The organism is Streptomyces sp. RP5T, from assembly GCF_003933965.1.
Lineage (GTDB): Bacteria > Actinomycetota > Actinomycetes > Streptomycetales > Streptomycetaceae > Streptomyces.
In genome coordinates this window covers 1-26637 of the sequence record NZ_RSAJ01000055.1, presented here as the reverse complement: position 1 = coordinate 26637, position 26637 = coordinate 1, and the positions used below count along the sequence as shown (strand labels likewise).

The 26637-nt window shown below is 69.4% G+C and carries 25 protein-coding genes and 1 riboswitch; of the genes, 11 read left to right on the top strand and 14 right to left on the bottom strand.

All coding sequences use genetic code 11. From position 1 onward, the window contains the following. Nucleotides 1-187: 187 nt before the first annotated feature. Nucleotides 188-1156, top strand: coding sequence for a diacylglycerol kinase family protein (locus tag EHS43_RS08940; protein WP_125189989.1), 969 nt, complete (start codon nucleotides 188-190; stop codon nucleotides 1154-1156). A 321-nt stretch (nucleotides 1157-1477) separates the two neighbouring features. Next, complete coding sequence (locus tag EHS43_RS08935) at nucleotides 1478-1735, top strand: WhiB family transcriptional regulator (protein WP_006142322.1); 258 nt, start codon at nucleotides 1478-1480, stop codon at nucleotides 1733-1735. A 176-nt stretch (nucleotides 1736-1911) separates the two neighbouring features. On the opposite strand, the gene EHS43_RS08930 is transcribed toward EHS43_RS08935, so the two are convergent. The 3 genes from EHS43_RS08930 to EHS43_RS08920 form a co-directional block, all read right to left on the bottom strand. Next, nucleotides 1912-3378: a sensor histidine kinase gene (locus EHS43_RS08930; RefSeq protein WP_185806171.1), complete on the bottom strand. Its 1467-nt coding sequence runs from the start codon at nucleotides 3376-3378 to the stop codon at nucleotides 1912-1914. A gap of 372 nt (nucleotides 3379-3750) precedes the next feature. Further along, nucleotides 3751-4392, bottom strand: a complete 642-nt coding sequence (locus EHS43_RS08925) for a TetR/AcrR family transcriptional regulator (protein ID WP_125189987.1) — start codon at nucleotides 4390-4392, stop codon at nucleotides 3751-3753. Nucleotides 4393-4579: 187 nt separating this feature from the next. After that, nucleotides 4580-5653 (bottom strand): SIS domain-containing protein, encoded by a 1074-nt coding sequence (locus EHS43_RS08920; protein ID WP_185806170.1) that lies wholly within the window; start codon nucleotides 5651-5653, stop codon nucleotides 4580-4582. Nucleotides 5654-5865: 212 nt separating this feature from the next. Here EHS43_RS08920 and nagB point away from each other — a divergent pair, with 212 nt between their 5' ends. Next, nucleotides 5866-6651, top strand: coding sequence for a glucosamine-6-phosphate deaminase (nagB, locus tag EHS43_RS08915; protein ID WP_125189986.1), 786 nt, complete (start codon nucleotides 5866-5868; stop codon nucleotides 6649-6651). A 73-nt stretch (nucleotides 6652-6724) separates the two neighbouring features. Here the strand turns inward: nagB and EHS43_RS08910 are convergent, their stop codons facing one another. From EHS43_RS08910 to EHS43_RS08895, 4 genes are all read right to left on the bottom strand, one after another. Next, entirely contained in the window at nucleotides 6725-8209 is a 1485-nt protein-coding gene (locus EHS43_RS08910) for a glycoside hydrolase family 3 protein (RefSeq protein ID WP_125189985.1), read from the bottom strand. Between the two features lie 8 nt (nucleotides 8210-8217). Next, nucleotides 8218-9054, bottom strand: coding sequence for a carbohydrate ABC transporter permease (locus EHS43_RS08905; RefSeq protein ID WP_125189984.1), 837 nt, complete (start codon nucleotides 9052-9054; stop codon nucleotides 8218-8220). Beyond that, nucleotides 9051-10031 carry a carbohydrate ABC transporter permease gene (locus tag EHS43_RS08900; protein ID WP_125189983.1) on the bottom strand — a complete coding sequence of 327 codons (981 nt, stop codon included), beginning with the start codon at nucleotides 10029-10031 and terminating at the stop codon, nucleotides 9051-9053. The genes EHS43_RS08905 and EHS43_RS08900 overlap by 4 nt, the downstream gene beginning before the upstream one ends. A 123-nt stretch (nucleotides 10032-10154) precedes the next feature. Beyond that, nucleotides 10155-11438: an extracellular solute-binding protein gene (locus tag EHS43_RS08895; RefSeq protein ID WP_125189982.1), complete on the bottom strand. Its 1284-nt coding sequence runs from the start codon at nucleotides 11436-11438 to the stop codon at nucleotides 10155-10157. A 306-nt stretch (nucleotides 11439-11744) separates the two neighbouring features. On the opposite strand from EHS43_RS08895, the gene EHS43_RS08890 reads away from it, so the two are divergent. From EHS43_RS08890 to EHS43_RS08860, 7 genes are all read left to right on the top strand, one after another. Beyond that, on the top strand, nucleotides 11745-12509 hold the full coding sequence (locus EHS43_RS08890) for a GntR family transcriptional regulator (protein ID WP_053847903.1): 765 nt from the start codon (nucleotides 11745-11747) through the stop codon (nucleotides 12507-12509). Nucleotides 12510-12644: 135 nt separating this feature from the next. Then, on the top strand, nucleotides 12645-12896 hold the full coding sequence (locus tag EHS43_RS08885; protein ID WP_125189981.1) for a DUF3311 domain-containing protein: 252 nt from the start codon (nucleotides 12645-12647) through the stop codon (nucleotides 12894-12896). Further along, nucleotides 12893-14503: a monocarboxylate uptake permease MctP gene (gene mctP / locus EHS43_RS08880; RefSeq protein ID WP_125189980.1), complete on the top strand. Its 1611-nt coding sequence runs from the start codon at nucleotides 12893-12895 to the stop codon at nucleotides 14501-14503. Before EHS43_RS08885 ends, mctP begins: the two co-directional genes overlap by 4 nt. A 139-nt stretch (nucleotides 14504-14642) precedes the next feature. Continuing rightward, the gene (locus tag EHS43_RS08875; protein WP_125189979.1) at nucleotides 14643-15146 is read left to right on the top strand and encodes a GNAT family N-acetyltransferase; all 504 of its coding nucleotides are present in this window, start codon (nucleotides 14643-14645) and stop codon (nucleotides 15144-15146) included. A 22-nt stretch (nucleotides 15147-15168) separates the two neighbouring features. Next, nucleotides 15169-15328: riboswitch (cobalamin riboswitch) on the top strand. Nucleotides 15329-15452: 124 nt separating this feature from the next. Next, complete coding sequence (locus EHS43_RS08870) at nucleotides 15453-17825, top strand: ribonucleoside-diphosphate reductase subunit alpha (protein WP_125189978.1); 2373 nt, start codon at nucleotides 15453-15455, stop codon at nucleotides 17823-17825. Continuing rightward, a complete protein-coding gene (locus EHS43_RS08865) occupies nucleotides 17825-18835 on the top strand; it encodes a ribonucleotide-diphosphate reductase subunit beta (RefSeq protein ID WP_125189977.1) in 1011 nt (336 codons plus the stop codon). The genes EHS43_RS08870 and EHS43_RS08865 overlap by 1 nt, the downstream gene beginning before the upstream one ends. Before the next feature lie 70 nt (nucleotides 18836-18905). Next, nucleotides 18906-19376: a hypothetical protein gene (locus tag EHS43_RS08860; protein ID WP_125189976.1), complete on the top strand. Its 471-nt coding sequence runs from the start codon at nucleotides 18906-18908 to the stop codon at nucleotides 19374-19376. Here EHS43_RS08860 and EHS43_RS46300 read toward each other — a convergent pair. Together EHS43_RS46300 and EHS43_RS46295 are read right to left on the bottom strand one after the other, a co-directional pair. Further along, on the bottom strand, nucleotides 19369-19545 hold the full coding sequence (locus EHS43_RS46300; protein WP_185806173.1) for a hypothetical protein: 177 nt from the start codon (nucleotides 19543-19545) through the stop codon (nucleotides 19369-19371). The genes EHS43_RS08860 and EHS43_RS46300 overlap by 8 nt on opposite strands. A 41-nt stretch (nucleotides 19546-19586) precedes the next feature. Next, complete coding sequence (locus EHS43_RS46295; protein WP_185806172.1) at nucleotides 19587-19757, bottom strand: hypothetical protein; 171 nt, start codon at nucleotides 19755-19757, stop codon at nucleotides 19587-19589. Nucleotides 19758-19849: 92 nt separating this feature from the next. Between EHS43_RS46295 and EHS43_RS08855 the strand changes: the two genes are divergently transcribed. Next, nucleotides 19850-20815, top strand: coding sequence for a GlxA family transcriptional regulator (locus EHS43_RS08855; protein WP_125189975.1), 966 nt, complete (start codon nucleotides 19850-19852; stop codon nucleotides 20813-20815). A 4-nt stretch (nucleotides 20816-20819) separates the two neighbouring features. Here the strand turns inward: EHS43_RS08855 and EHS43_RS08850 are convergent, their stop codons facing one another. The 5 genes from EHS43_RS08850 to EHS43_RS08830 all read right to left on the bottom strand — a co-directional run. Beyond that, nucleotides 20820-22190 (bottom strand): cytochrome P450, encoded by a 1371-nt coding sequence (locus tag EHS43_RS08850; protein WP_125189974.1) that lies wholly within the window; start codon nucleotides 22188-22190, stop codon nucleotides 20820-20822. Then, nucleotides 22187-23272: an epi-isozizaene synthase gene (gene cyc1 / locus EHS43_RS08845; RefSeq protein WP_125189973.1), complete on the bottom strand. Its 1086-nt coding sequence runs from the start codon at nucleotides 23270-23272 to the stop codon at nucleotides 22187-22189. Before cyc1 ends, EHS43_RS08850 begins: the two co-directional genes overlap by 4 nt. A 281-nt stretch (nucleotides 23273-23553) precedes the next feature. Beyond that, complete coding sequence (gene def, locus EHS43_RS08840) at nucleotides 23554-24204, bottom strand: peptide deformylase (protein ID WP_125189972.1); 651 nt, start codon at nucleotides 24202-24204, stop codon at nucleotides 23554-23556. 126 nt (nucleotides 24205-24330) lie between these two features. After that, nucleotides 24331-25311 (bottom strand): hypothetical protein, encoded by a 981-nt coding sequence (locus EHS43_RS08835; protein WP_125189971.1) that lies wholly within the window; start codon nucleotides 25309-25311, stop codon nucleotides 24331-24333. 104 nt (nucleotides 25312-25415) lie between these two features. After that, nucleotides 25416-26637, bottom strand: a 1222-nt coding sequence (locus EHS43_RS08830) for an HD-GYP domain-containing protein (RefSeq protein ID WP_125189970.1), incomplete at its 5' end; no start/stop codon positions are given.

Below are 26637 nucleotides of genomic sequence, written 5' to 3'. Positions count from 1 at the left end.
GGTCTGCTCACTGCTCACCCCTGAAGGGTAGCCCTCGCCCCCGGAGCCCCCGCTGCGAGGCAAGGGCAACGCCGTCTCCCGCGCACGGGTTGCCTCCCGCCCTCGTGGCAAGGTTCACGCACCGAAGTCTTACGTGATCCCTACCTCGACCTGTGCCCGGTACCACCCAGTAGGTACGCTGCAACCCATGCGTGCACTTCTCGTGGTCAATCCGGCGGCAACCACCACAAGCGCACGTACGCGCGATGTCCTGATCCACGCGCTCGCGAGCGAGATGAAACTGGAAGCGGTCACCACCGAGTACCGCGGGCACGCACGCGACCTGGGCCGGCAGGCGGCGGAGAGCAAGGACATCGACCTGGTCGTGGCCCTCGGCGGCGACGGCACGGTCAACGAGGTCGTCAACGGCCTCCTGCACGCGGGCCCCGACCCCGAGCGCCTCCCCGGCCTCGCCGTGGTCCCCGGCGGCTCCACCAACGTCTTCGCCCGCGCCCTCGGCCTGCCCAACGACGCCGTCGAGGCCACCGGCGCCCTCCTGGACGCCCTGCGCGAGGGCAGCGAGCGGACGGTCGGCCTGGGCCTGACCGCGGGCACGCCCGGTACCGAGGACGAGGCCGTGCCGGGACGCTGGTTCACCTTCAACGCGGGGCTCGGATTCGACGCCGGTGTGGTGGGCCGGGTCGAGCAGCAGCGCGAGCGCGGCCGTAGATCCACACACGCTCTCTACGTCCGCCAGGCCCTGCGCCAGTTCTTCGGCGAGGCGCACCGCCGGCACGGGACGATCACGGTGGAACGTCCGGATGCGGAGCCGGTGACCGATCTGGTCCTTTCCATAGTCTCGAACACCTCTCCGTGGACCTTCCTGGGCAATCACCCGATGTACGCGTCGCCTAAGGCCTCGTTCGATAAAGGCCTCGACGTACTCGGTCTCAGCCGTATGACGACGACCGCGATCGCCCGATATGGCACCCAGTTGCTCACTTCGTCCCCCGAACGCGGACCCCATGGCAAGCACGCGGTGTCGCTGCACGACCTGGACCAGTTCACCTTGCATTCGAAGGTGCCTCTCCCCCTCCAGATGGACGGCGACCACCTCGGACTGCGTACGAGCGTGACGTTCACAGGCGTACGCCGTGCACTGCGTGTGATTGTGTGAGCAGAAGGGGCTAAAGTCCTTTCACTCGAACGTTTAGGCCAGGGTCCACCCCATGGAAGTACGGCTGTGACCTAGTCGACACCGAGGAATCAAAAAAAACTTTCCGGAAGGGGTTGTATCCGCCGCTGAGGTTTGCGAGTCTCTACGTGGCGGTCGGGACAGCCCGCAACACCGGCGTCCACAGACCACCGGAACCCCTCTTCAATCCACAGGACCACGCCGAGGAAGACTCGGTGGACGGCCCTTCACTTGTTGAGGGATTCGTGAAAGCGTTCACATTCACAAGCAACTTGCACGTAATACCAAGGAGAGGTAGCAGCCATGGACTGGCGTCACAACGCCGTTTGCCGCGAGGAAGACCCCGAGCTCTTCTTCCCCATCGGCAACACCGGTCCTGCGCTGCTGCAGATCGAGGAAGCCAAGGCCGTCTGCCGTCGCTGCCCCGTTATGGATCAGTGTCTGCAGTGGGCGCTCGAGTCCGGTCAGGACTCCGGCGTCTGGGGTGGTCTCAGCGAGGACGAGCGTCGCGCCATGAAGCGCCGTGCCGCCCGCAACCGGGCCCGTCAGGCCTCCGCCTGACACACCCGCCCCGCACAGCCTGAGCTTGGCGGCGCGTACACCGCGTACGCTTCTCCCGCCCCCGAGCCGCAGCGCGCAGTACCCCCGATGCGCAGCACACGCTGGCAACGAGCATGTGAGCCCCGGACCCCTGAACGGTCCGGGGCTTTTTGCTGTGCCCCGGACCGCGTACGGGCCTACTTCTGCGCCTGGACCGGTACGTCGAGGATGACGCGGGTGCCGCCCTCCGGCGCCGCGACCATGTCGAACGTACCGCCCAACTCGCCCTCCACCAGCGTCCGTACGATCTGCAGGCCCAGGTTGCCCGCGGTGTGCGGGTCGAAGCCCTCGGGCAGACCGACGCCGTCGTCCTGGACGGTGACGAGGAGGCGGGCGTCCTTGGTGGTGCCGCCGCGGACGGCCGTGACCTCGACCGTGCCCGTCTCCCCCTCGCGGAAGCCGTGCTCCAGAGCGTTCTGCAGGATTTCCGTGAGGACCATGGACAGGGGGGTGGCGACCTCGGCGTCCAGGATGCCGAAGCGTCCGCTGCGCCGGCCGGTGACCTTGCCCGGGGAGATCTCGGCGACCATGGCGAGCACCCGGTCGGCGATCTCGTCGAACTCCACGCGCTCGTCCAGGTTCTGAGACAGCGTCTCGTGCACGATGGCGATCGAACCCACCCGCCGCACGGCCTCTTCGAGGGCCTCCCGGCCGCGGTCGGACTCGATGCGCCGGGCCTGGAGGCGGAGCAGGGCCGCCACCGTCTGGAGGTTGTTCTTCACCCGGTGGTGGATCTCCCGGATGGTCGCGTCCTTGGTGATCAACTCGCGCTCGCGGCGGCGCAGTTCGGTCACGTCCCGGAGCAGGACCAGTGAACCGATGCGGGTGCCCTTGGGTTTGAGCGGGATCGCCCGGAACTGGATCACCCCGTCGTGCGCCTCGATCTCGAACTCACGGGGCGCCCAGCCGCTGGCGACCTTGGCGAGAGCCTCGTCCACCGGGCCGCGGGTGGGGGCGAGTTCGGCGGTGGTCCGGCCGAGGTGCTGGCCGACGAGGTCGGAGGCGAGGCCCATCCGGTGGTAGGCGGACAGGGCGTTCGGGGAGGCGTACTGGACGATGCCGTCCGCGTCGAGGCGGATCAGGCCGTCGCCGACGCGCGGGGCCGCGTCCATGTCCATCTGCTGGTTGGGGAACGGGAAGGAGCCGGCCGCGATCATCTGGGCCAGGTCGGACGCGCTCTGCAGATAGGTCAGTTCGAGCCGGCTCGGGGTGCGGACGGTCAGCAGGTTGGTGTTGCGCGCGATGACACCGAGGACACGCCCCTCCCGCCGTACCGGGATCGACTCGACGCGGACCGGGACCTCCTCGCGCCACTCCGGGTCGCCCTCGCGCACGATCCGGCCCTCGTCGAGCGCCACGTCCAGCAGCGGACGGCGGCCGCGGGGGACGAGGTGACCGACCATGTCGTCCTGGTAGGAGGTGGGGCCGGTGTTGGGCCGCATCTGGGCGACGGAGACATAGCGGGTGCCGTCGCGGGTGGGGACCCACAGGACGAGGTCGGCGAAGGAGAGGTCGGAGAGCAACTGCCACTCCGAGACCAGCAGATGCAGCCACTCGAGGTCGGAGTCGTCGAGGGCGGTGTGCTGGCGGACCAGTTCGTTCATGGAGGGCACACATGCGAGCGTACCTGGGGGTATGTGGGTGACCTAAAAGCACCGTGCCCTCAGACACCCGCGGGCCGCGGCGCCTGGGAAGGACCCTCAACCTTCCCGGCACCGCAGCCCGGAGCAATATCGGCCGTGGGGTGTGCGGTCCCGTTCGGCCGAGGATGAGGACCCGGGGCAGTCAGGGCAGAGAGCTCCGGTTCCTCGGTCCGCCTTCCTGTGCGGGGAAGACGGAAGTCACGCGTTTCAATTGTGGACTAGACCACTAGGTGTGTCCATGCGTTGGAGCCTGTTTGTTGTTGGAGCTTTCCCGCACGGGGGCCATCTACTCGGACGCCCTGACAAACTCCACGCAGCCTAACGCGTGTGGGTTCATGTGCGGGGCCAGATGGCCATGGCAATTTCCGCGACGGCCTCCAGTTCCTCGCGGCTCGCGCCGTCGCGCGCCTGTTGGGACATGCCCTGGATCACGGCCCCCACGTGCCGGGCGAGCGCGGGCGCATCGGTGTCGGCGGACAGCTCCCCCGCGGCGATCCCCGCCCTTATACGGCTCTCGTAGGCCGCGATGTCGGCATTGCGGCGCACCCTCAGCGACTCCTCGACCTCCGGGCTGGAGCAGTTGGTGGCGGCGTGGATGACGAGGCAGCCGTGCGGCCGACCGGGAGCGGTGTACTCGACGGCGGCCTCGCGCAGTATCCGCTCCATCGCGGACCGGGCGGTGGGCTCCTCGGCGAGAGCCCGGTCACCGAAGGAGCCGTAGCGCGCTCCGTACTCCTGGACGACCTCCTCGAACAGCGACCGCTTGTCGCCGAAGGCGGCGTAGAGGCTGGGGGCGCCGATCCCCATGACGCGGGTGAGATCGGAGACGGAGGTGGCCTCGTAGCCGTGCTCCCAGAAGGCCAGGACGGCCTTCTCCAGCGCGGTCGCGCGATCGAAGGACCGGGGTCGGCCGCGCACCTTCCCGGTCCTGACCGTGGGCGCGACCTGGGCTTTCGTCTCGTCACCGCTCACCATGGAGTGAATTGTATAGCGGGTACTAGATAAAGTTCCGCAGCCGGTAGTACGGTTTTTTTGTAGCGATCGATAGGGAAGTGCGGAGGGGGTCGGCATGAGTGCGCTTGCGGGCAGGATCGATTCGGAACAGGGGGCCTCCGAACCATCCCTCCGTCCTGCGGCACACCGCGGATATCCTCCGCTCGGCTCAGTGCGTCTCCGTCACCTTTGCCAGGGCGCGGGGCGCGTCCGGGTCCTGGCCGCGGGCGATGGTGACCTCGTAGGCCAGCAGCTGGAGGGGGATGATCTCCAGGATGGGCTGGACCTCCTCGGCCACCTCGTCGGTCGGCAGGACGAAGCCGGCCGAGGCCTGCTCGACCTGACCGTGGGGGCCGACCACGACCAGGTCCGCGCCCCGGCCGCGCAGTCGGTCGAGGACGGGCTGGAGGGCCTCTCCGCCCTTGCCGTCGGTGACGACCGCGATGACGGGCGAGACGTTGTCGACCATGGCGAGGGGACCGTGGAGCAGATCGGCGCCGGAGTAGGCGAGGGCCGGGATGTAGCTGGTCTCCATCAGCTTGAGCGCGGCTTCCTTGGCGGTGGGATAGCCGTAGCCGCGGGAGGTGATGACCATCCGCTCGGCGAAGCGGTAGCGGGCGGCGAGGGCGCGGACCTCGTCCTGGCGGGCGAGCAGTCCGGCGGCCAGGTCGGGCAGCACCCGGGCGGGCGCTCCGTCGCCGCCGCGCAGGCCCTCGACGAAGAGATAGAGGGCGAGGAGGGAGGCCGTGTAGGTCTTGGTCGCGGGGAGGGCCTTCTCCGGTCCGGCCATGATGTCGATGTGGTACTCGGAGACGCCGGCCAGCGGGGAGTCGGGGTTGTTGGTCACCGCGAGGGTGATGGCGCCGGCCTCTCGGGCGGCCCGGGTGGAGGCCACCAGGTCCGGGGAGCCGCCGGACTGGCTGACGGTGACGACGAGGACGTCGGTGAGGTCGGGGCGGGCCCCGTAGGCGGTGGTGGTCGACATGGAGGTCAGGCCGCAGGGCAGGCCCAGGCGGACTTCGAGGAGGTACTTGGCGTAGAGGGCCGCGTTGTCGGAGGTGCCGCGGGCGGTGAGCAGGACGAAGCGGGGGGCGCGGGCGGCTATCTCCTGGGCGATCTCGCGGATGGCCGGGGCGCCCTCGTCCAGGATGCGGCGCAGGACGGCGGGTTGTTCGGCCATCTCGCGGGCCATGATGCGGCCGGGGAGTTCGTGCTGGGTGCCGGGTGTCATGACGGTGCTCATGACCCTATTTCACTCCCCCTCGCCTCTCCCCGCGCGAACGGGGACCTGTCCGGGAGGTGGCGCGGTGGCGGCCTTGGGGGACCTGGGCCGTGGGACCCCGTTCTGTTAGATTGGTCTACACCACATGGGCCGTACCGGGGTCCGGTCGAGAGCCCTTCCCGTTCAGACCGTTTCTACAGATCAGACCTTTTCCTCAGATCGGCAGGCCCAGCGTGGAAGTTGTGATCGTTCCGGATGCCAAGGCGGGTGGCGAGCTCATCGCCGAGGCCATGGCCCAGCTGCTTCGGCGCAAGCCCGACGCCCTGCTCGGTGTGGCGACCGGCTCCACCCCGCTGCCCATCTACCAGGCCCTGGCGGCGAAGATGCGCTCCGGTGACGTGGACACCTCCCGGGCGCGGGTGGCCCAGCTCGACGAGTACGTGGGGCTGCCGGCCGAACATCCGGAGTCCTACCGTTCGGTGCTGCGGCGGGAGGTGCTGGAGCCGCTCGGGATACCGATGGACTCCTTCATGGGCCCGGACGGGACCGCCCAGGACATCCCCGGGGCGTGCCGGGCGTACGACTCGGCGCTGGCCGAGGCCGGGGGCGTGGATCTGCAGCTGCTCGGGATCGGGACGGACGGGCACATCGGGTTCAACGAGCCGTGCTCCTCCCTGGCCTCGCGGACCCGGATCAAGACGCTGACGGAGCAGACGCGGGTGGACAACGCGCGGTTCTTCGACGGGGACATCGAGCAGGTGCCGCATCACGTCATCACCCAGGGGATCGGGACGATCCTGGAGGCCCGGCATCTGGTGCTGCTCGCGACGGGCGAGGGCAAGGCGGATGCGGTGGCGGCGACGGTGGAGGGTCCGATCGCCGCGGTGTGTCCCGCGTCGGCGCTTCAGTTGCACCCGCATGCGACGGTGGTGGTGGACGAGGGGGCGGCTTCCAAGCTGAAGCTCGCCGATTACTTCCGGCACACGTTCGTCAACAAGCCCGACTGGCAGGGGATCTGAGGCGGGTTCCCGTCCCTGGGTGACACAGGGCGCCGCTCCCTCCCGGGAGAGCGGCGCCTTCGGGTTCTGAGTCCTACTCCCCCGCGATGACCTCCGCCGCCGCCCGGCCGCACACCCGTGCCGCTCCGTGGGTCGCGAGGTGGAGGGCTCCTCGGGCCGGGGCCTGGGGCAGGCCCATCTCGATGACGATGGTGTCGGGGCGGGTCCTGAGGACGGTGTCCAGGGCCGCCGTCATCCAGGGGTGGCGGTGTTCGTCGCGGACCACGGCCACGATGCGGCGGGGGCCGGCCGCGGCCAGGGTCGCGAGGCCCGCGTCCTCACCGGCGAAGCTGCCCGTCTCCGTGCCCGGGAGCAGCCGGGCGAGTTCGGCGGCCACACCCCAGGGGGTCTCGTCGCCGACCGCGATGTTGGCCACGGGGGTGAAGGCGGCGACATAGGGCGCGGTCGTGAGCGGGGTGAAGCCGCCCGCGCCGGTGATGCGCAGCGCCCTGCGGGCCGCACGCAGTCCCACCTCCTCGTCGGCCGACAGTTGCGTGTCGGCCGCGCCGGCCGCCGTCCAGTGGGCCAGCGTGCGCACGCGTTCCGCGGCCTGCGCGAGCCGCTCCTCGGCAAGTTCGCCCGAGCGGACCGCCGAGACCAGGGCGTCCCGCAGACGCCGTACCGTCTCGTCGTCGGCGAGGCCGCCGCCCACGCAGATCGCGTCGGCGCCGGCCGCGATGGCCAGGACGCTGCCGCGCTCGATGCCGTAGGTGCCGGCGATGGCCCGCATCTCCATGCCGTCGGTGACGATGAGGCCGCTGTAGCCGAGTTCGCGGCGGAGCAGGTCGGTCAGGACCTTGGGGGACAGCGTCGCCGGGCGGTCCGGGTCCAGGGCGGGGACCAGGATGTGGGCGGTCATCACCGCGCGAGTGCCGGCGGCGATGGCCGCGCGGAAGGGCCGCAGTTCGCGTTCCAGGAGCACGGACTCGTCCACGTCGATGCGCGGCAGGGCGTGGTGGGAGTCGATCGCGGTGTCGCCGTGGCCGGGGAAGTGCTTGGTGCAGGCGGCGACGCCCGCCGACTGCAGGCCGGTGACGTAGGCCGCGGTGTGCCGGGCCGCCAGCTCGGCCGAGGCGCCGAAGGAGCGGACGCCGATCACCGGGTTGGACGGGTTGGAGTTCACGTCGGCCGACGGGGCCCAGTTGAGGTTGACCCCGCAGGCGGCGAGCCGGCGGCCGAGTTCCGCGGCCACCTTCCGGGTCAGTTCCAGGTCGTCCACCGCGCCGAGGGCGTGGTTGCCGGGGAAGGACGAGCCGGTGCGCACCTCCAGGCGGGTCACGTCACCGCCCTCCTCGTCGATGGCGACCAGGACGTCGTCGCGTTCGGCGCGCAACTGGGCCGTCAGGGCGGCCAGTTGTTCCGGTGAGGCGATGTTGCGGCCGAACAGCCCGACCGAGGCGAGGCCCTCGCCGAGGCGGCGCAGCAGCCAGTCGGGGGCGGTGGTGCCGGTGAAGCCGGGCTGGAGGACGGTGAGGGCGTCCCGTGTCAGGGTGTCTGTGCCGCTGGCGAATGTCGTCATCGGGGGCGTTATCCCTTCACGGCGCCCGCGGTGAGACCCGCGGCCATCTTGCGCTGGACGAGGAGGAAGAGGACCACGATCGGCACGGCCATCATGGTGGAACCGGCCATCATCGGGGCGTATTCGGTGCCGTGTTTGGTGGTGAAGTTGCCGAGCCAGACGGTCGCGGTCTGGTTCTTCTGGCTGAGCAGCATGAGGGCGTAGAGGTACTCGTTCCAGGCCTGGACGAAGGCGTAGACCGAGGTGGCGACCATGCCGGGGGCCAGCAGCGGGAAGACCACGCGCAGGAAGGCGCCGGTGGGCGAGCAGCCGTCGACCATCGCCGCCTCCTCCAGTTCCTTCGGGATGTTGACGATGAAGCCGCGCAGCGTCCACACCGTGAAGGGCAGGATGAAGGTCAGGTACGTGATGATCAGGCCCGAGAGCTTGTCGTACTGGTCGAGGTCGTTCAGCAGCAGGAAGACCGGGATGATCATCGCGATCAGGGGGACCATCTGCACCGCGAGGATGCCCACGATCACGATCTTGCGGCCGCGGAAGGCGAAGCGGGAGATGGCGAGGGCGGCCAGGGTGCCGACCACGATGCCGATCGCCACGACGGCGAGGGAGACGATGAGGCTGCGGCCGACCGGGCCCCAGAAGTCGGCGATGTCCAGCGCGCGGCTGAAGTTGCCGAGCGTCAGCCCCGTCGGCAGCAGGCTCGGGTCCGGATCGATGGCGTCCCTCGCCGGTTTGAACGCCGTGTTGAGCATCCAGTAGACGGGGAAGCCGGCGGTGGCGAAGACGAACAGGCCGAGGAGGTTCCAGCCCAGCCGGGACCTGCCCCGCACAGTGACCGTGCTCATTCGACCTCTCCGATCTTCAGCATCTGACGCATGTAGACGGCGACGACCCCGAGCAGCAGGAGCACGGTGATGAGGGCGATCGCCGAGCCCTGCGCGTAGTCGTTGACCACGAACGCGCGGTCGTAGGAATACGTCGGCAGGATCTGGAACTCGGGCTCCGGGTGGCCGCCGCGCATGACGAACACCTGGGGGAAGACGCCCATGTCCCAGATGACCGAGAGGGTCGTGAGCATCACGATGACCGGCTTGAGGATGGGCAGGGTGACATGGCGGAAGACGCCCCACGCACCCGCGCCGTCCAGGCGGGCCGCCTCCTCCAGTTCGGCCGGGACCTGGGTGAGTCCCGCGCTCAGGGTGATCACCACGAAGGGCACCGCGCCCCACACCACGAGCAGCATGATCACGGCCAGGCCCTGGGGCCCGCTGGCGAACCAGTTGTGGCCGATCATCTCGACCCCGGGCAGCTTGCTGAGCAGCGCGTTGAGGATGCCGTAGTCCGCGTCGAACAGCCACTTGAAGACCGTGGTGGCGACGATGATCGGCATGCCCCAGCTGGCCACCAGGGCGATGTTGACGAGGGTCTTCACCCAGCCGGAGACCCGCTGGAGCAGCAGGGCGATGAGCATGCCGGAGACCATCGTGAAGATCACGCAGCCGGCCGCGAAGACGATGGTGCGGAGGACGACGGTCCAGAACTCGCCGTCGCTCAGGACGGCGGTGAAGTTGTCGAAGCCGACCCACTCGGCGGGCAGGAAGCCCCACAGCTGGGACTGCCCGAACTTCTGGAAGGACAGGGTGACCAGGCGGAACAGCGGATAGCCCATGACCAGGGCGAGGACGAGCAGGCAGGGGGCGAGCAGCAGCCAGGGGGTGGCGCTGAAGGCCCGCTTCCTGCCCGGTGGGGCCGGCCGGGGCGGCGGTGGTACCGACATCGGCGGCGGCACCTCGGTGGGGGTGGTCGTGTCTGCGGCACTCATGGCGCGCTCCTCAGCGGTCCCTCTGGTCGTACGAGCCGGACCCGTGCGGCCGTACGAAGACGAAGCCCGCACGGCCGTACGGGAAGCAGGGCCCCGCCGTCGTCAACGGGGCCCTGCCTGCGGTCACTTGGTGTTGATGACCTTGTCGATCGCGGTGTCCGCGTCCTTCGCGGCGGCCTCGACCGACTTCTTGCCGGTGCCGATGCTCTGGAGCATGGTCTGCAGGACCTGCGCCTTCTCGACCTGGCCCCAGCCAGGCGCCATGGGCACGAACCAGTTGGACTCGGCCGCGGTGGCCGGGACCGCGGTCGCCGGGTCGTTCTTGAGGGTGGCGAGGTCGGTCTTGTTGTTGGGCAGGTTGCCCTTGGCCATCAGGCCCTTCTGGCCGGAGGGACCGGTGAAGGCGTTGATCCACTCGGCGGCGACGGCCTGCGCCTTCGACTTGACCGGCACGGCGAGGTCCGAACCGCCCAGGAAGACGGGCATGTTCTTGCCGGACGGGCCGGGCATGACGAAGTTCTCGAGGTTGTCCTTGAGCTTGCCGGTCTTGTCGTTCTTCGGGTCGGCCGAGGTCGCCCCCTCCCAGGCCGCGCCGAAGATCATGCCGGACTTGCCCTGGCCGTAGACGATGTAGCGGTCGGACTCGTCCTTGGTCTTGTCGCCGTGCATGTACGTGTCGACGACGTTCTTGAACTCGGTGAGGCCCTTGACGGACTCGGGCGAGGAGAGGTTGGCCTTCCACTGGCCGCCCGACTCGACGGCGATGGAGCCGCCGGCGTCGTAGACGAAGGACATGGCCGCGTACCAGTCACGGGTGGGCTGGTACCAGGCGGAGAACTTGTCGCCCTCCTTCTTCTGGACCTTGTCCAGGGCGGCGGTGAGCTCCGGGTAGGTCTTCGGGGCGGACTTGACGCCGACCGAGGCGAAGACGTCCTTGCGCCAGTTGCCGACGCGACCGCCCGCGTAGTACGGGACGCCGTAGGTCTTGCCGTCGTAGGTCACCGAGGCCTTGAGGCCGTCGAGCCAGGCCGCGGAGTTGGTGAACTTCGCGGTGTCCAGGGGCGCGAAGGCCCCCTTGACCATGTAGCCGAGCATCTCGGTGTTGCCCATCTCGACCACGTCGGGGGCCTTGTCGGTGGCGAGGACCGCGTCGAGCTTGGTGTTCTTGTCCGGCCAGCCGTAGTACTCGTGGTTGATCTTGATGCCGGGGTGCTTCTTCTGCACCGCCGCGTCGGCGGCCTTCACCAGTTCGGGCCAGTTGTTCTGGGCGTCGACGGTGAGCCAGACGGTCAGCTCCTTGGCGTCCGCGCCGCTGTTGTCCGAACTTCCGCTGTCGCTGCCACCGCACGCCGCGACGGAGACCACCATGCCCGCGATACCGATCGCGGCTGCAAGCTTGCGCTTCACGCCACCCTCCTCAGGGATGCCCACACCTCCCGCCCACCGGCCGGGACCTGGACCAATGGTGTAGACCAGTAGGGGGAGCTTGGACCAGACCAGGAGGCCTGTCAAGGGTGCCCGAAACGCCTCTGACCAGCCGTTATACGAGCTACATATGCAGGAACCATTACTAAAGAAGCCAGCGAAAACAGCGCCACCGGAGTAGTCTCGTCCGCTATACCACTCACCTCTGTGGACTAGACCAAAAGAGGTGGCGCCGGTATACAGAAGGGATCACGATGTGACCCGCATCCGGAGCCGGGAAGGCAGACCATGAGCAGCGACGTCAGCAGTGCGGAGACCGAGGGCGGGGCAGGCGTCCGTACCGCGCGCGTGCCCAAGTACTACCGCCTGAAGAAGCACTTGCTCGACATGACGGAGACGCAGTCGCCCGGCACACCCGTCCCGCCCGAGCGCACCCTCGCCGCCGAGTTCGACACCTCCCGCACCACCGTGCGCCAGGCGCTCCAGGAGCTGGTGGTCGAGGGGCGTCTGGAGCGGATCCAGGGCAAGGGCACCTTCGTCGCCAAGCCGAAGGTCTCGCAGGCGCTGCAACTCACCTCGTACACCGAGGACATGCGCGCCCAGGGTCTCGAACCCACCTCGCAGCTCCTGGACATCGGCTACATCACCGCCGACGACCGGCTCGCCGAGCTCCTCGACATCACCGCCGGCGGCCGGGTGCTGCGCATCGAGCGGCTGCGCATGGCCAACGCCGAGCCGATGGCCATCGAGACGACCCACCTCTCCGCCAAGCGCTTCCCGGCCCTGCGCCGGTCGCTGGTCAAGTACACGTCCCTGTACACGGCGCTCGCCGAGGTCTACGACGTCCACCTCGCCGAGGCCGAGGAGACCATCGAGACCTCGCTGGCCACCCCGCGCGAAGCCGGTCTGCTCGGCACCGACGTGGGCCTGCCGATGCTGATGCTGTCCCGCCACTCGTTCGACAAGACCGGCGAACCGGTGGAGTGGGTGCGGTCGGTGTACCGGGGCGACCGGTACAAGTTCGTGGCCCGGCTGAAGAGGCCGGTGGACTAGCACCCACCAGGGCGGCTTCACAGAATCGACATACCGATATGCGGACGAGGTCTTCCGCTGTCGCGACACCAGCGCCTAGATTGCCTGCGCGTTACAGGTGATCAACGCTGATCAGCGAGGGGATGGAGTCACGACATGTCGGATGCGCCTGAAGTGAGACCACCGGTGGTGACGCCGGTGCGGGTGGTCATCGCCCTCTGCCTGCTCGCCCCGTTCGTGGCGATGCTGTGGGTCGGCTCGTACGCCAAGGTCGACCCCGAGTTCATCGGCATCCCGTTCTTCTACTGGTACCAGATGCTGTGGGTGCTGATCTCCACCGCGCTGACGATGATCGCGTACCAGCTCTGGCAGCGTGACCAGCGCGCCCGTCGAGGAGGTGCCAAGTGAACGGCGGCGTCAACGGCGTGGCTCTCACCGTCTTCATCCTCTTCTTCCTGGCCGTCACGGTCATGGGCTTCCTGGCCGCGCGCTGGCGCAAGGCCGAGAACGAGCACAGCCTCGACGAATGGGGCCTGGGCGGCCGGTCGTTCGGCACCTGGATCACCTGGTTCCTGCTGGGCGGCGACCTCTACACGGCGTACACCTTCGTCGCGGTGCCCGCGGCCATCTACGCGGCGGGCGCGGCCGGCTTCTTCGCGGTGCCGTACACCATCCTGGTGTACCCGCTGATCTTCACCTTCCTGCCCCGCCTGTGGTCGGTCTCCCACAAGCACGGATACGTGACGACCTCGGACTTCGTGCGCGGCCGCTTCGGCTCGAAGGGCCTGTCGCTGGCGGTGGCGGTCACCGGCATCCTCGCGACCATGCCGTACATCGCGCTCCAACTGGTCGGCATCCAGGCGGTCCTGGACGTCATGGGCGTCGGCGGCGGCGAGAACACGAACTGGTTCGTCAAGGACCTCCCGCTGCTGATCGCCTTCGGTGTCCTCGCGGCCTACACGTACTCTTCCGGACTCCGGGCCCCCGCACTGATCGCGTTCGTGAAGGACACGCTGATCTACATCGTCATCGCGGTGGCGATCATCTACATCCCGATCAAGCTGGGCGGGTTCGACGACGTCTTCGGCGCGGCGAGCGAGAAGTACACGGCGGCCAAGGCGGGCGGTCTCGTCCCGCTGGAGGCGGGCCAATGGACATACGCCACGCTGGCGTTGGGCTCCGCGCTCGCGCTGTTCATGTACCCGCACTCGATCACCGCGACGCTCTCCTCCCGCAGCCGTGAGGTGATCCGCCGCAACACCACGATCCTGCCGCTGTACTCGCTGACGCTCGGCCTGCTGGCCCTGCTCGGCTTCATGGCGATCGCGGCCGGGGTCAAGGTCACCAACCCGCAGCTGGCGATCCCGCAGCTCTTCGAGGACATGTTCCCGGACTGGTTCGCCGGGGTCGCCTTCGCGGCGATCGGCATCGGAGCCCTCGTCCCGGCGGCCATCATGTCCATCGCGGCCGCGAACCTCTTCACCCGCAACATCTACAAGGACTTCATCAAGCCGGACGCGACCCCGGCCCAGGAGACCAAGGTCTCCAAGCTGGTGTCCCTGCTGGTGAAGGTCGGTGCCCTGGTCTTCGTCCTGACGATGGACAAGACCGTGGCCATCAACTTCCAGCTCCTGGGCGGCATCTGGATCCTCCAGACCTTCCCCGCCCTGGTCGGCGGCCTGTTCACCCGCTGGTTCCACCGCTGGGCGCTGCTCGCCGGCTGGGCCGTCGGCATGGTCTACGGCACGGTCGCCGCGTACGGCGTCGCCTCCCCGACCCAGAAGCACTTCGGCGGTTCGGCGAAGGAGATCCCGGGCATCGGCGAGATCGGTTACATCGGCCTGACGGCGTTCGTGCTCAACGTCCTGGTCACCGTGGTCCTGACCTTCGCCCTGAAGGCGGCCAAGGCCCCCGACGGCGTCGACGAGACCAGCCCGGAGGACTACACGGCGGACGCGGGCGACCCGGGCGTAGAGGTGGAACTCCCGCCGGCGACAGCGGGCACCTCGCACTGACCTCGCACTGAGCGCTCCCAGGGGTGGGGCCGCATCGATATGCGGCCCCACCGCCCGGGCGCGGGCAACCACGCACGACCGGCAGCGGGCCACCGGGAGCAATCACCCCGGCGGCCCGCTTTCGTGCACACTCGCCCTCATGGACATCGTGATCCGCCCCGCCGAACCCACCGACTACGAACCCCTCGGCGACATCACCGCAAGGGCCTACCTGGACGACGGCCTCCTGGTCTTCGGCGGCGAGGCCGACTCGTACCTCGCCGAACTCAGGGACGTCGCCAAGCGGGCGAGAACCGCACAGGTCCTCGTGGCCACGGCCGACGACCGCCTCCTCGGCGGCGTCACCTACGTCCCCTCCGGCGGCCCCATGGCCGAACTGGCCCGCCCCGGCGAGGCGGAGATCCGCATGCTCGCCGTCTCCCGGGAGGCCCGCGGCAGAGGAGTCGGCCAGGCCCTCGTGCAGGCCTGCGTCGACCGCGCTGCAGCCGCCGGCACGGACATCGTCCTGTGCACCCAGCCCACCATGCGCACGGCCCACCGCATCTACGAGCGCCTCGGATTCACCCGTGTCCCCGAGCGCGACTGGCACCCGGTTCCGGAGGCTCCCGACTTCACGCTCCTCACCTATCAGTTGACGCTCTGAAACCGTCGCGACACAACATCTGGGGGTGTCATCGCGCCCCGGCACAAGATGTATGCTCATGCTCGCTGTCGCCGCAGGGGAATCCGGTGCGAATCCGGAACTGTCCCGCAACGGTGTACTCATGCGCGCACAAGCGCACATGAGGGTCAGTCCGAGGACCTGCCGACAGTGCGCCCGTGCCGCCCCGGCCCGGGTGTCATGACGTCCGGGCCTCGTGGAATGGGCCGGTGGACGCGGCGCCGTGCGCGCTCGTGTGCTGCCCCCTGCCCTCCGCAAGGCCCCCGTGCCAGCGAGGGAGAGCCCCACGTGACCATCGCGCCGGCCGATCCGGCCTCAGCGACCACCGTTGTGGACGAGGACGGTCCCGGAACCGCCCTGCTGCGGACCCTGACCGAGCTGACCGCCGACCTCCCCGACGCCGACCCCGGCCGGGTCGCCGCCGCCGCGCTGCGGGGCCGCTCCTCGCGGGGAGCCTCCGCCGAGATGATCGCGGAGCTGCGCGAACTGGCCACCGAGGCGGCGGCCGGGCTCATCTCCGAGGACCCCGCGTACAGCAGGCTGGCGGCCCGGCTGCTGACCCTCTCCATCGCCGCCGAGGCAGCCTCCCAGGGCGTCACCTCGTTCACCGGCTCGGTCGCCGTCGGCCACCGCGAGGGACTCATCGCCGACCGGACCGCCGAGTTCGTGCGGGTCCACGCCGAGCGGCTGGACGCACTGGTGGACACCGAGGCCGACGACCGGTTCGGCTACTTCGGCCTGCGCACCCTGCACAGCCGCTACCTCCTGCGGCACCCGATCACCCGCAAGGTCATCGAGACGCCCCAGCACTTCATGCTCCGGGTGGCGTCCGGCCTCGCCGAGGACGACACCGTCCACGCGCTGGACGAGGTCGCAGCGCTCTACCGGCTGATGAGCCGCCTCGACTACCTCCCCTCCTCCCCCACCCTGTTCAACTCCGGTACCCGGCACCCCCAGATGTCGTCCTGCTACCTCCTGGACTCCCCCAAGGACGAGCTCGACTCCATCTACGACCGCTACCACCAGGTCGCCCGGCTCTCGAAGCACGCCGGCGGCATCGGCATCGCCTACTCCCGCATCCGCAGCCGCGGTTCGCTGATCCGCGGCACCAACGGGCACTCCAACGGCATCGTGCCGTTCCTGAAGACGCTGGACGCGAGTGTCGCCGCCGTGAACCAGGGCGGCCGGCGCAAGGGTGCCGCCGCGGTCTACCTGGAGACCTGGCACTCCGACATCGAGGAGTTCCTGGAGCTCAGGGACAACACCGGTGAGGACGCCCGCCGTACGCACAACCTGAACCTCGCGCACTGGATCCCGGACGAGTTCATGCGCCGGGTCAACGCGGACGCCGAGTGGTCCCTGTTCTCGCCCGCCGACGTGCCCGAGCTGGTCGACCTGTGGGGCGAGGAGTTCGACGCGGCCTACCGCGCGGCCGAACACAAGGGGCTCGCGAAGAAGACCATCCCCGCCCGTGACCTCTACGGCCGCATGATGCGCACCCTCGCGCAGACCGGCAACGGCTGGATGACCTTCAAGGACGCCGCCAACCGCACGGCCAACCAGACGGCACTGCCCGGGCACACGGTCCACTCCTCCAACCTCTGCACGGAGATCCTGGAGGTCACGGACGACGGGGAGACAGCGGTGTGCAACCTGGGGTCCGTGAACCTCGGGGCGTTCGTCGACACGGCGAACGGTGACATCGACTGGGAGCGGCTGGACGCCACCGTCCGCACGGCCGTGACCTTCCTCGACCGGGTCGTGGACATCAACTTCTATCCGACCGAGCAGGCCGGACGGTCCAACGCCAAGTGGCGTCCCGTCGGTCTCGGCGCGATGGGCCTCCAGGACGTCTTCTTCAAGCTGCGGCTGCCCTTCGACTCGCCGGAGGCCAAGGCGCTCTCCACCCGGATCGCCGAGCGCGTCATGCTCGCCGCCTACGAGGCCTCCGCCGACCTCGCCGAGCGCAACGGCCCGCTGCCGGCCTGGGAGAAGACCCGTACCGCCCAGGGCGTACTGCACCCGGACCACTACGCCGCGGAGCTCACCTGGCCCGAGCGCTGGGCGGCACTGCGCGCGCGCATGGCGACGACGGGTCTGCGCAACAGCCTGCTGCTCGCCATCGCGCCCACGGCCACCATCGCCTCGATCGCCGGGGTGTACGAGTGCATCGAGCCGCAGGTCTCCAACCTGTTCAAGCGCGAGACCCTGTCCGGGGAGTTCCTCCAGGTCAACTCCTATCTGGTGCACGACCTGAAGGCGCTCGGCGTCTGGGACGCCCGCACCCGTGAGGCGCTGCGCGAAGCGAACGGCTCGGTGCAGGGCTTCGCGTGGATCCCCGAGGACGTACGGGCGTTGTACCGGACGGCGTGGGAGATCCCGCAGCGTGGTCTGATCGACATGGCGGCGGCGCGGACCCCGTTCCTCGACCAGTCGCAGTCCCTGAACCTCTTCCTGGAGACGCCGACGATCGGCAAGCTCTCCTCGATGTACGCGTACGCCTGGAAGTCCGGGCTGAAGACGACGTACTACCTGCGCTCGCGCCCGGCGACGAGGATCGCCCGCGCGGCCCAGGCGACTGTCCCCGTACAGCAGGTGACCTCGGAAGAAGCCGTGGCCTGCTCCCTGGAAAACCCCGAGTCCTGCGAGGCCTGCCAGTAATGTCCACCACCCAGAACCTGCTCGACCCCGGCTTCGAGCTGACTCTCCGGCCGATGCGCTACCCGGACTTCTACGAGCGCTACCGGGACGCCATCAAGAACACCTGGACCGTGGAGGAGGTCGACCTCCACTCGGACGTCGCCGACCTCGCCAAGCTCAGCCCCGCCGAGCAGCACCTGATCGGCCGGCTGGTCGCGTTCTTCGCGACGGGTGACTCGATCGTGGCGAACAACCTGGTGCTGACCCTCTACAAGCACATCAACTCCCCCGAGGCGCGCCTGTACCTGAGCAGGCAGCTCTTCGAGGAGGCCGTCCACGTCCAGTTCTACCTGACCCTCCTGGACACCTACCTCCCCGATCCGGAGGACCGGGCGGCGGCCTTCGACGCCGTCGAGAACATCCCCTCCATCCGCGAGAAGGCCGAGTTCTGCTTCAAGTGGATCAACGAGGTGGAGAAGCTGGACCGCCTGGAGTCCCAGGCCGACCGCCGCCGCTTCCTGCTCAACCTGATCTGCTTCGCCGCGTGCATCGAGGGCCTCTTCTTCTACGGCGCCTTCGCCTACGTCTACTGGTTCCGCAGCCGGGGCCTGCTGCACGGCCTCGCCACCGGCACCAACTGGGTGTTCCGCGACGAGACCATGCACATGTCGTTCGCCTTCGACGTGGTCGACACCGTCCGCAAGGAGGAGCCGGAGCTGTTCGACGACCGGCTCCGGCAGGAGGTCACCGACATGCTGGCGGAGGCCGTGGAGGCGGAGCTGCAGTTCGCGCGGGACCTGTGCGGCGACGGGCTGCCGGGCATGAACACCGAGTCGATGCGGCAGTACCTGGAGTGCGTCGCCGACCAGCGTCTGACGCGCCTCGGCTTCGCCCCGGTGTACGGCTCGGAGAACCCGTTCTCCTTCATGGAGCTCCAGGGCGTCCAGGAGCTGACCAACTTCTTCGAGCGGCGCCCGTCCGCGTACCAGGTGGCCGTGGAGGGCACGGTCGACCTGGACGAGGATTTCTGACGGGTTCGCTTCAAAAATGGGTGGATCCGGGTACGCGTGTGGCACGTCTCATCAGCGAGGAGGCCACCCCATGCGCCCTACGACCCACCGCACCGCCCTCGCCCTCGCGGCCCTGACGCTCCTGCTCGCGGGGTGCGGGACCGAGGCCGGAAGCGAAGGGGGCGGCGGCAGCGACTCCGCGTCGCCGTCGCCGCCCCCGTCCGTCTCCGCGTCCCCGTCGTCCGGTTGTACGCCGGTCACGGGTGACCTCGGCGCCGCCGACAGCGGCGACACGGTGTGCCTGGCCGTCGGTGACACGGTCCGGGTCGGCCTGGACGGGACCAGGGACCGCCCCTGGAAGCCGGTCGCCGTCGACGGCCGGGGCCTGGAAGCCACCAACAGCGGCATCGTCCTGCTGCCCGGTGACGCGAACGCCGCCTACCGGGCGGTGTCGGCGGGCACGGTACGGCTGAGTTCCACCCGTCCGCTGTGCGCCACCGAGACCGGCAAGGTGTCCTGCAAGGGCATTCAGGAGTGGCGGGTCACGGTGGTGATCACCTGAGCGCGACCGCGTCCCCGACGGACACCTTCAGCGAGGTCGTCGTGGTGCCGGGGAAGTACCCTCGCTTGACCTTGCACTGGGCGATGTCGTCGTAGATCCAGTAGTCGCCGTCGTTCGCCTTGACGGTGGCTGCGACCACCCGGACACCGGCGAGCCTGTTGCGGCCCACAGTCTGTGTCTCATGTTCCTCCCCTGTTGATCCAGGAGAGATCAGACCGTTCGAGTCACCCCGTGGGCGGTTCGGTACTCGCGCGCCTTCCTGATCTGACGGTCGACGCGCTTGTCGTGCACGATCCCGATCACCGACGGGAGGATCAGGAGGGCGAAGAGGGCGAGAACAGCCAGCATGGCGATCAGTCCTTCTGTCTGCGCTGAAGTCATGTCACTACTCTCGCGCCGCAGACTCCTTACAAACAGTGGCAGGACTGCCGCACACCCTCGATTTACTGCCAGCCCTGGGGCACACTGGCAGCATGCTGAAGAACGTGGCCGCAGTCGTCCTGGACGGTGTGAACCCCTTCGAGCTCGGTGTCGTCTGCGAGGTCTTCGGGACCGACCGCAGCGACGACGGACTGCCCGTGTACGACTTCGCCGTCGCCTCGGCCGAGGGGTCCCGGCTGACCTCGCGGTCGGGCTTCGCCCTGCACGTCGAACACGGCCTGGAGCGGCTGGAGTCGGCCGACCTGATCACCGTGCCGGCCTGCGCCGGCTACGAGACGCGGGACTTCCCGCCCGAGCTGCTGGAGGCCCTGCGCAGCGCGGTCGACCGCGGCGCCCGGGTGCTCAGCGTGTGCTCCGGCGTCTTCGTGCTCGCCGCCGCCGGACTGCTCGACGGCCGCCGCTGCACCGTGCACTGGCACCACGCGGAGGAGCTGGCGCGCGCGTACCCGCGCCTGACGGTGGAGCCGGACGTCCTGTACGTCGACGAGGACCCGGTGATCACCTCCGCGGGCACCGCCGCGGGCATCGACGCCTGTCTGCACATCGTGCGCAAGGAACAGGGCACCGAGGTCGCCAACAAGATCGCCCGGCGCATGGTCGTACCGCCGCACCGGGACGGCGGCCAGGCGCAGTACATCGAGCGGCCGCTGCCCCGGTCGAAGTGCGACACCGTCGGCGAGGTGCTCGTGTGGATGGAGCGGCACCTCGACGAGGAGGTCACCGTCGAGCAGCTCGCCGAGCGCGCCCACATGTCCCCGCGCACCTTCGCCCGCCGCTTCCAGCAGGAGACGGGAACGACTCCCTACCGCTGGATCCTGCGCCAGCGCGTGCTGCTGGCCCAGCGGCTGCTGGAGGCGACGGACGAGACGGTGGACGCGATCGCGGGGCGCACCGGCTTCGGCACCGCGGCCGCGCTGCGCCACCAGTTCCTGCGCGCGGTGGGCACCACCCCCAACGCCTACCGGCGCACCTTCCAGGGCCCGGAGGCGGCCGCCTGACCCGTCACCGGGACACGGGCCTGACCAGGAGCCGGTTCGGCCGCAGGGTGATGCCCGGCCGGGGGGTGTCGTCGGATCCGGCCACCTGTTCGAAGCGGTACCTCCGGGCCAGCGCCGCCGTGAGCAGCGTCAGCTGGGCCATCGAGAAGTGGTCGCTCGGGCACTTCCGGTTGCCGGTGCTGAACGGGCTCATGGCGTGTTTCGGAACCGACTTGGCCCGCTCGGGACTCCAGCGCAGCGGGTCGAACACCGCGCTGTCGTCGAAGGACTTCGCGTCGCGCTGGATCGCATACGGGCTGTAGACGATGTCGGCCCCGGCCGGAATGCGATAGCCACCGAGTTCGGTGTCCCGTACCGCCCGACGCGTCAATATCCATACCGCGGGCCACAAACGCATGGTCTCGACCACCACATAGTTCGTGTAACTGAGCGACCGTACGTCCTCGAATGCCACAGGACGGCCACCGGTGACCGATTCGACTTCCGCGCACACCTTGTCCGCGTGTTCCGGGTGTTCGGCGAGCACCTGAAGCAGCCACATGATCGTGGACGCGACGGTTTCGCCGCCCGGGGTGAGTATCGCGACGACCTGGTCGTGGATCTCCTGTTCCCCGATGGGGTCGCCATTCGCATCCTTCGCGGCCAGCAATGCCGTCAGCAAATCGTCCGGCTTTCGACCGGATGCCCGGCGTTCGGCGATGATCTCGTCCACCACGAGATGCAGATCGGCCAACGCACGGTTGAATGCGAGGTTGGCCGGCAGCGGCAGCTTGTAGAGCGGGCCCGCGGGTATCACCATCCGCCGGTACATCCCCCGGAAGACGGTCGTGAGCGCGACGCACAGCCGCTCGGCGCGCTCGTCCATGTAGTCGCCGCGCAGCAGGCACCGGGCCGCGATCCGCACGGCGACCCGGAAGGACTCCAGGGTGCAGTCGACGGTCTGCCCGGGCTGCCAGCGCTCGGCCAGTGCCTGCGCCTCCTCCTCCATGACCGGCCCGTACCCGGGCAGGGCGTCGAGCCGGAACGCGGGCTGGATGATCCGCCGTTGCCGCCGGTGCTGCGGCCCGTTCGCGGTGGCCACGCCCTCCTTGCCGACCAGTCCCTCCAGGGACTCCCACAGCGGCCCGGCGATGATGAAGTCGGGGTTGAGGGCCACGGCTCCGGTCAGTTCCGGGGTGGTGGGCGCGTACACCGTCTTGGGGCCGAGCCGCAGACGGACGACGTCGCCGTGCCGCCGCAGCCCGGACAGGAAGGTCAGCGGATCGCGGGCCAGACGCAGGCCGTGGCCGAGGACGGGGACGCCGCCGCCCGCGAGTGGCGGCTCACCCGACCCGGGAGCCACCGTGGCTTCGGTTTTCACGGATTCGACGGTCATTTCTCACCTGCCGCTTCGTTGTTGACGTACGGGGGCGTGGACCGGTCGTCCCAGCTGTCGACCATGTAACGGCCGGACTCGTGGTGGAACCAGTAGACGGTGCTGAACCAGTTGCGCATATTGCGGACACAGGCCCGCACGGCGGTGCTCAGTTCCTTTCCGCGCACGGTGCCGTCGTCGAGGGTGTCGGCGAGACGGAGGGCTTCGGACTCGGCCACGAGGAATGCGTCCACGCATTTTCCGATCAGCCGTCGCATTTCCCGGATCGCCTCTTCGAGGGTCAGTCCCTCGTGTTTGATGAGACTGATGCCGAGATTGTGCACCTCGTCTCCCGCTATTTCCTTGGGGAGCGAGCAGAGGTCGTTGTACCAGGCGGCGAATTCCTGGCTCAGCAGCGCCGCCCGCCGATATGCCGAGTGGTTCCGCACCTCGTCCGGGAGTTCCCGTCCGGCGCTCGCCTCAAGCAGGTCCGTCCAGATCCAGTGCGCGAAGGTGAGCCGGCGCAGTGCCAGGTATTCCTCGACCGTGGGAATGGTTCCCCGGGTGCGATTGCGGAATTCCCGGTCGTAGGCCTCGATCACGTCGTGGAAGTGCCCGGCGAACCGGGTGTTCCACGTCTGCGGCAGGAACGAGTACAGCCGCACCATGCAGTCGGCGAAGGCGGCGACCAGCGGATCCCCGTGGTGCAGGTGCTCCCGTGGGGAGTCCAGCGCCGCGTGCAACCGGAACCTCAGCCGCCGCCACGCGCCGGGGCGGCGGTGGACGATGTCCCGGTCGTGCCGGTCGTCCCAGACGAAGAACCACGCGCTGTAGTCCGCTATCGCCTGGAGGACCTCGTCGGGGGCGCCCAGGTAGTACCCGGCCATGAGGTCCGTGTAGCACAGTCCGTCGGCATATTCCGCAACCTTGTCCGCCGGCATGAGCCGTTTTTCCAGAAGCCAGGTCCGGGTCTTCTCCTGGAGCCTGGGCCAATACGGGTGCAGTTGCCTGGGAAACGCTGCCTCGATCACCGGGAGGGAGAGTGACGGTGGAACCGCGATCGCCGTCGGTGTCGATGTGGTGCTGTGTGGGAAAGCAGGCACGAACAAACCCCTTCCAGCCGCCAGTTGGCGCACGCCCCTGCCGCTGAACCGGGCGTGCGCCGTTGCGTATCCCCGCACTTCCCATTCAGCACCACAACTGACCATTATGGGAACGGATTTGCTTCATTCACTACCCCCCGATGTCGAGATTCTCCCCATGTGCGACCTCGGCGGGATCACCAGATGAGCACATCCGATCGAACGTGCGACGCACATGCGAACGGCGCCTGTTCGGGGAGTGGTTCCCGAACAGGCGCCGTGCGCACGGGCGTTGTGGGACGTCAGTCGTTGGCGACCACGGGGTAGCGGGGTTCGTTCTCGGCCATCTGCCGCAGCGCGTCCTTGCGTTCGCGCTTGGAGAGCCGGTCGATGTAGAGGTACCCGTACAGGTGGTCGGTCTCGTGCTGCAGACACCGGGCGAAGTAGCCGGTACCGCGGACCTTGATCGGGTTGCCCTTCTCGTCCTGCCCGGTGACCTCGGCGTAGTCGGGGCGGGCGAGCGGCGCGTACGCGGTCGGCACCGACAGGCAGCCCTCGTTGCTGTCGTCGAGCCGGCGCCTGTCGGCGGGCAGGTCCACGAGCTTCGGGTTGCAGACGACGCCGACGTGCCGCCTGCCCTCGTCGTCCTGGCAGTCGTACACGAAGACCTTCAGGTCGACGCCGATCTGGTTGGCGGCGAGGCCGACGCCCTCGGCGGTGCGCTGGCTCGCGAACATGTCCGCGACCAACTGGTCGAGCTCCTCGCCGAACTCGGTGACGTCCTTGCACTCCTTGTGCAGCACGGGGTTCCCGACGACGGTGATGGGCCGCGAGGTGCCACGCTCACGCCAGGCGTTCTCCCGCTCCTCGGTCTCCTCGGTGTCGACGACGAACCCCTCGTCGTCGACGGGGAGCACGCCCGCGTGCTGCTGATCGGTGTCCTGCTGGGCCATGACCGACGATGCCTTCCTCAAACCAAAACAGGGGGTGACTGCTGATACAGGGTAAGGGGGACGCGCCTTTCAGGGACGCGGGGAACTGCGCGACCAGCCACGACGGACCCGCAGCCGAACAACGACCTAGCAGACCTCTTCCAGATCCCGCCAGTCACGAGAATCAGGGCTGTCGGCGACCCACCCGTCCAGCAACCCCCGCACCAGCGAAGCCGGCGCGGCCACCCCGCACTCCCGCTCCGGCACCCACAGCTGCCCGTCCGTGCGATGCCCCAGCGGCCCGGGATGCCCCGGCTCACTGTGGTCGTGCGGATCCAGATGTTCGCCGTCGCCCTCGTCGGACGGCATCCGCGACTCGGAGCACATCCGGCACAGCAGCCGCACCGACGACGACCAGTCCTCCGCCGCGAACCCGGCGTCGGCCGCGAGCTGCTCCAGCGCGTCCCGGTCGGCCTCAGTGGCGGCTTCCAGCAGCACCACCCACGTGGGCACCGGCGAGGGCGCCCACAGCTCGATCTCGTCGAAGACGGGGTAGGCGTGGCCCGCCGCGGTGGTCCGCTCGCCGTGCGGCACCCCGTCGTGCAGCACGACCTCGCCCCAGCGCCGCCCGGAGGACGGCAGCGGGATGGACAGCACCTCGATACGGGCGGGGTCGAGCCGCCGCCCCCAGACCACCTCGGCCTCCCCCTCGGGGGACAGCCGTACGGCCGCGCTGCCGAGGTCCATGCCGAGCGGCTCGCCGGACGCGGTCGCGCCGCCCGGCACCCGCAGCCCGTACGCCTGCCAGGCCCGGCGGGCCAGCGGCCAGTCCTGGAGCGCGGTCGCGGCGATGCCGACGTTCCACCAGTCGGGCGCCCCGGTCTCCCGGTCGAGCAGCGCCACGGCACGCAGTCCCGCGGCCCGCGCCTGCTCCCAGTCGTGCCGGAACTTGTGCAGCAGGGCGAGGTTGAACCAGGACTCGGACAGCCACGGCTCCAGGTCCGCGGCGCGCGTCAGCAGCGCGCCCGCGTCCTCGTACCGACCGTCGCCGATCAGCGTGAACGCGCGGTCCGTGGCCTGCCGCCAGGAGGCGGAGGGCCGGTGCCGTCCCTTGCCGAAGATCCTCACGATTCCCGCCTGCCGGTTCCGTCGAGTGGGCTGGCTGTGCCCCCGGACACCCTCTCTCTCGCATCCAACCATGTGTGCTCGCAAGGGCGCTCATTACCCATGGGTTACCCCGTCACGGGCGAGGTCAGACAGTCTCTCGACAGCACCCGGGCCAGCGCCTCCACGACCTCCGGAGCGTAGTCCCCCGCGGTGCCCAGGCGCAGCTCCTCCAGCGCGGTCAGCGCCCCGCCGGGTCCGGTGTCCCGCGTCTTCTCCTCGTAGGCGTTGACGGCCCGCACGATCCGCGCGGCCATCGGCTGCTCCCGGCAGGGGTCGGCCTGCCGCTCCACCACCACGGCGACGGCCGCGTCGACGCCGGTCTGCCGTACGACGGCCCCGCCGAGCAGCGCGATGCGGCGCTGTTCGGCGAGGGGCAGGTCGGCGGTGGCGCCCGCGGGCACCGGGTCGACGAGGCTGAGCTGGCCGATGTCGTGCATGAGGGCGGCGTACTCCAGGACGGTGAGCTCGGGCCGGGACAGCCCCAGGTCGCGCCCGACCTCCCGGCTGAGCGCCGCGACCCTGCGGGCGTGCCCGGCGGGCGTGTACCCGGCGATCTCGGTGGCGCGGGCGAGGGAGGCGATGGTCTGCCGGTAGGTGGAGCGGACGGCGGCGTACCGGCGGACGGAGAGCTGGGTGAGCAGCAGCGGCACGGAGAAGACGGGCAGCGCCCACAGGCCCGCGACGGCGACCGCGAGCGCCATCACCGCCCCGGTGGCGACGACGGCGGACCCGATGCCGAGCAGGGCCCGCAGCTCGTCCCTGAGCAGCGGGCCGAAGGGCCAGCGGGTGCGGGAGTGGGCGAGCGCGGCGGCGAGCACGGCGTCGCACAGCGCGGTCAGCGAGAGCAGGGCGAGCAGGAGCAGGGCGTAGGCGGGGCCGGCCCACCCGGTGAACGTCCCCTGGTTGTAGAGGGGCTGGAAGCACACGGCGGCGAACCCGACGGTCAGGACGCGGCGGGCGAACTGGTCGGCGGTGGGTCCCTGTCCGCGTCCGACGTGCGGCACGCTGCCGACGAGGGAGGCCGCGAGGACGACGGTGACGGCCTGGGCGACGCCGTGATGGGAGGGCGCGCCCGCGTTCTCGCCGAGCAGGGCGTACGACAGCGCCCCGGCGGCCCCGAGCGGGGCGGCCTCCCTGACGTGGGGGCCGCTGCGCCGGTTGAGCTCACCGACGGTGATCAGCACTCCGAAGGCGAGCGCGGTCCCGCGCTCCTCCAGACCGGTCCACAGGACGAACGCGAGGGAGCCCAGGGCGAGGAGGGCGGCGGAGCCGTGGACGGACCCGAGG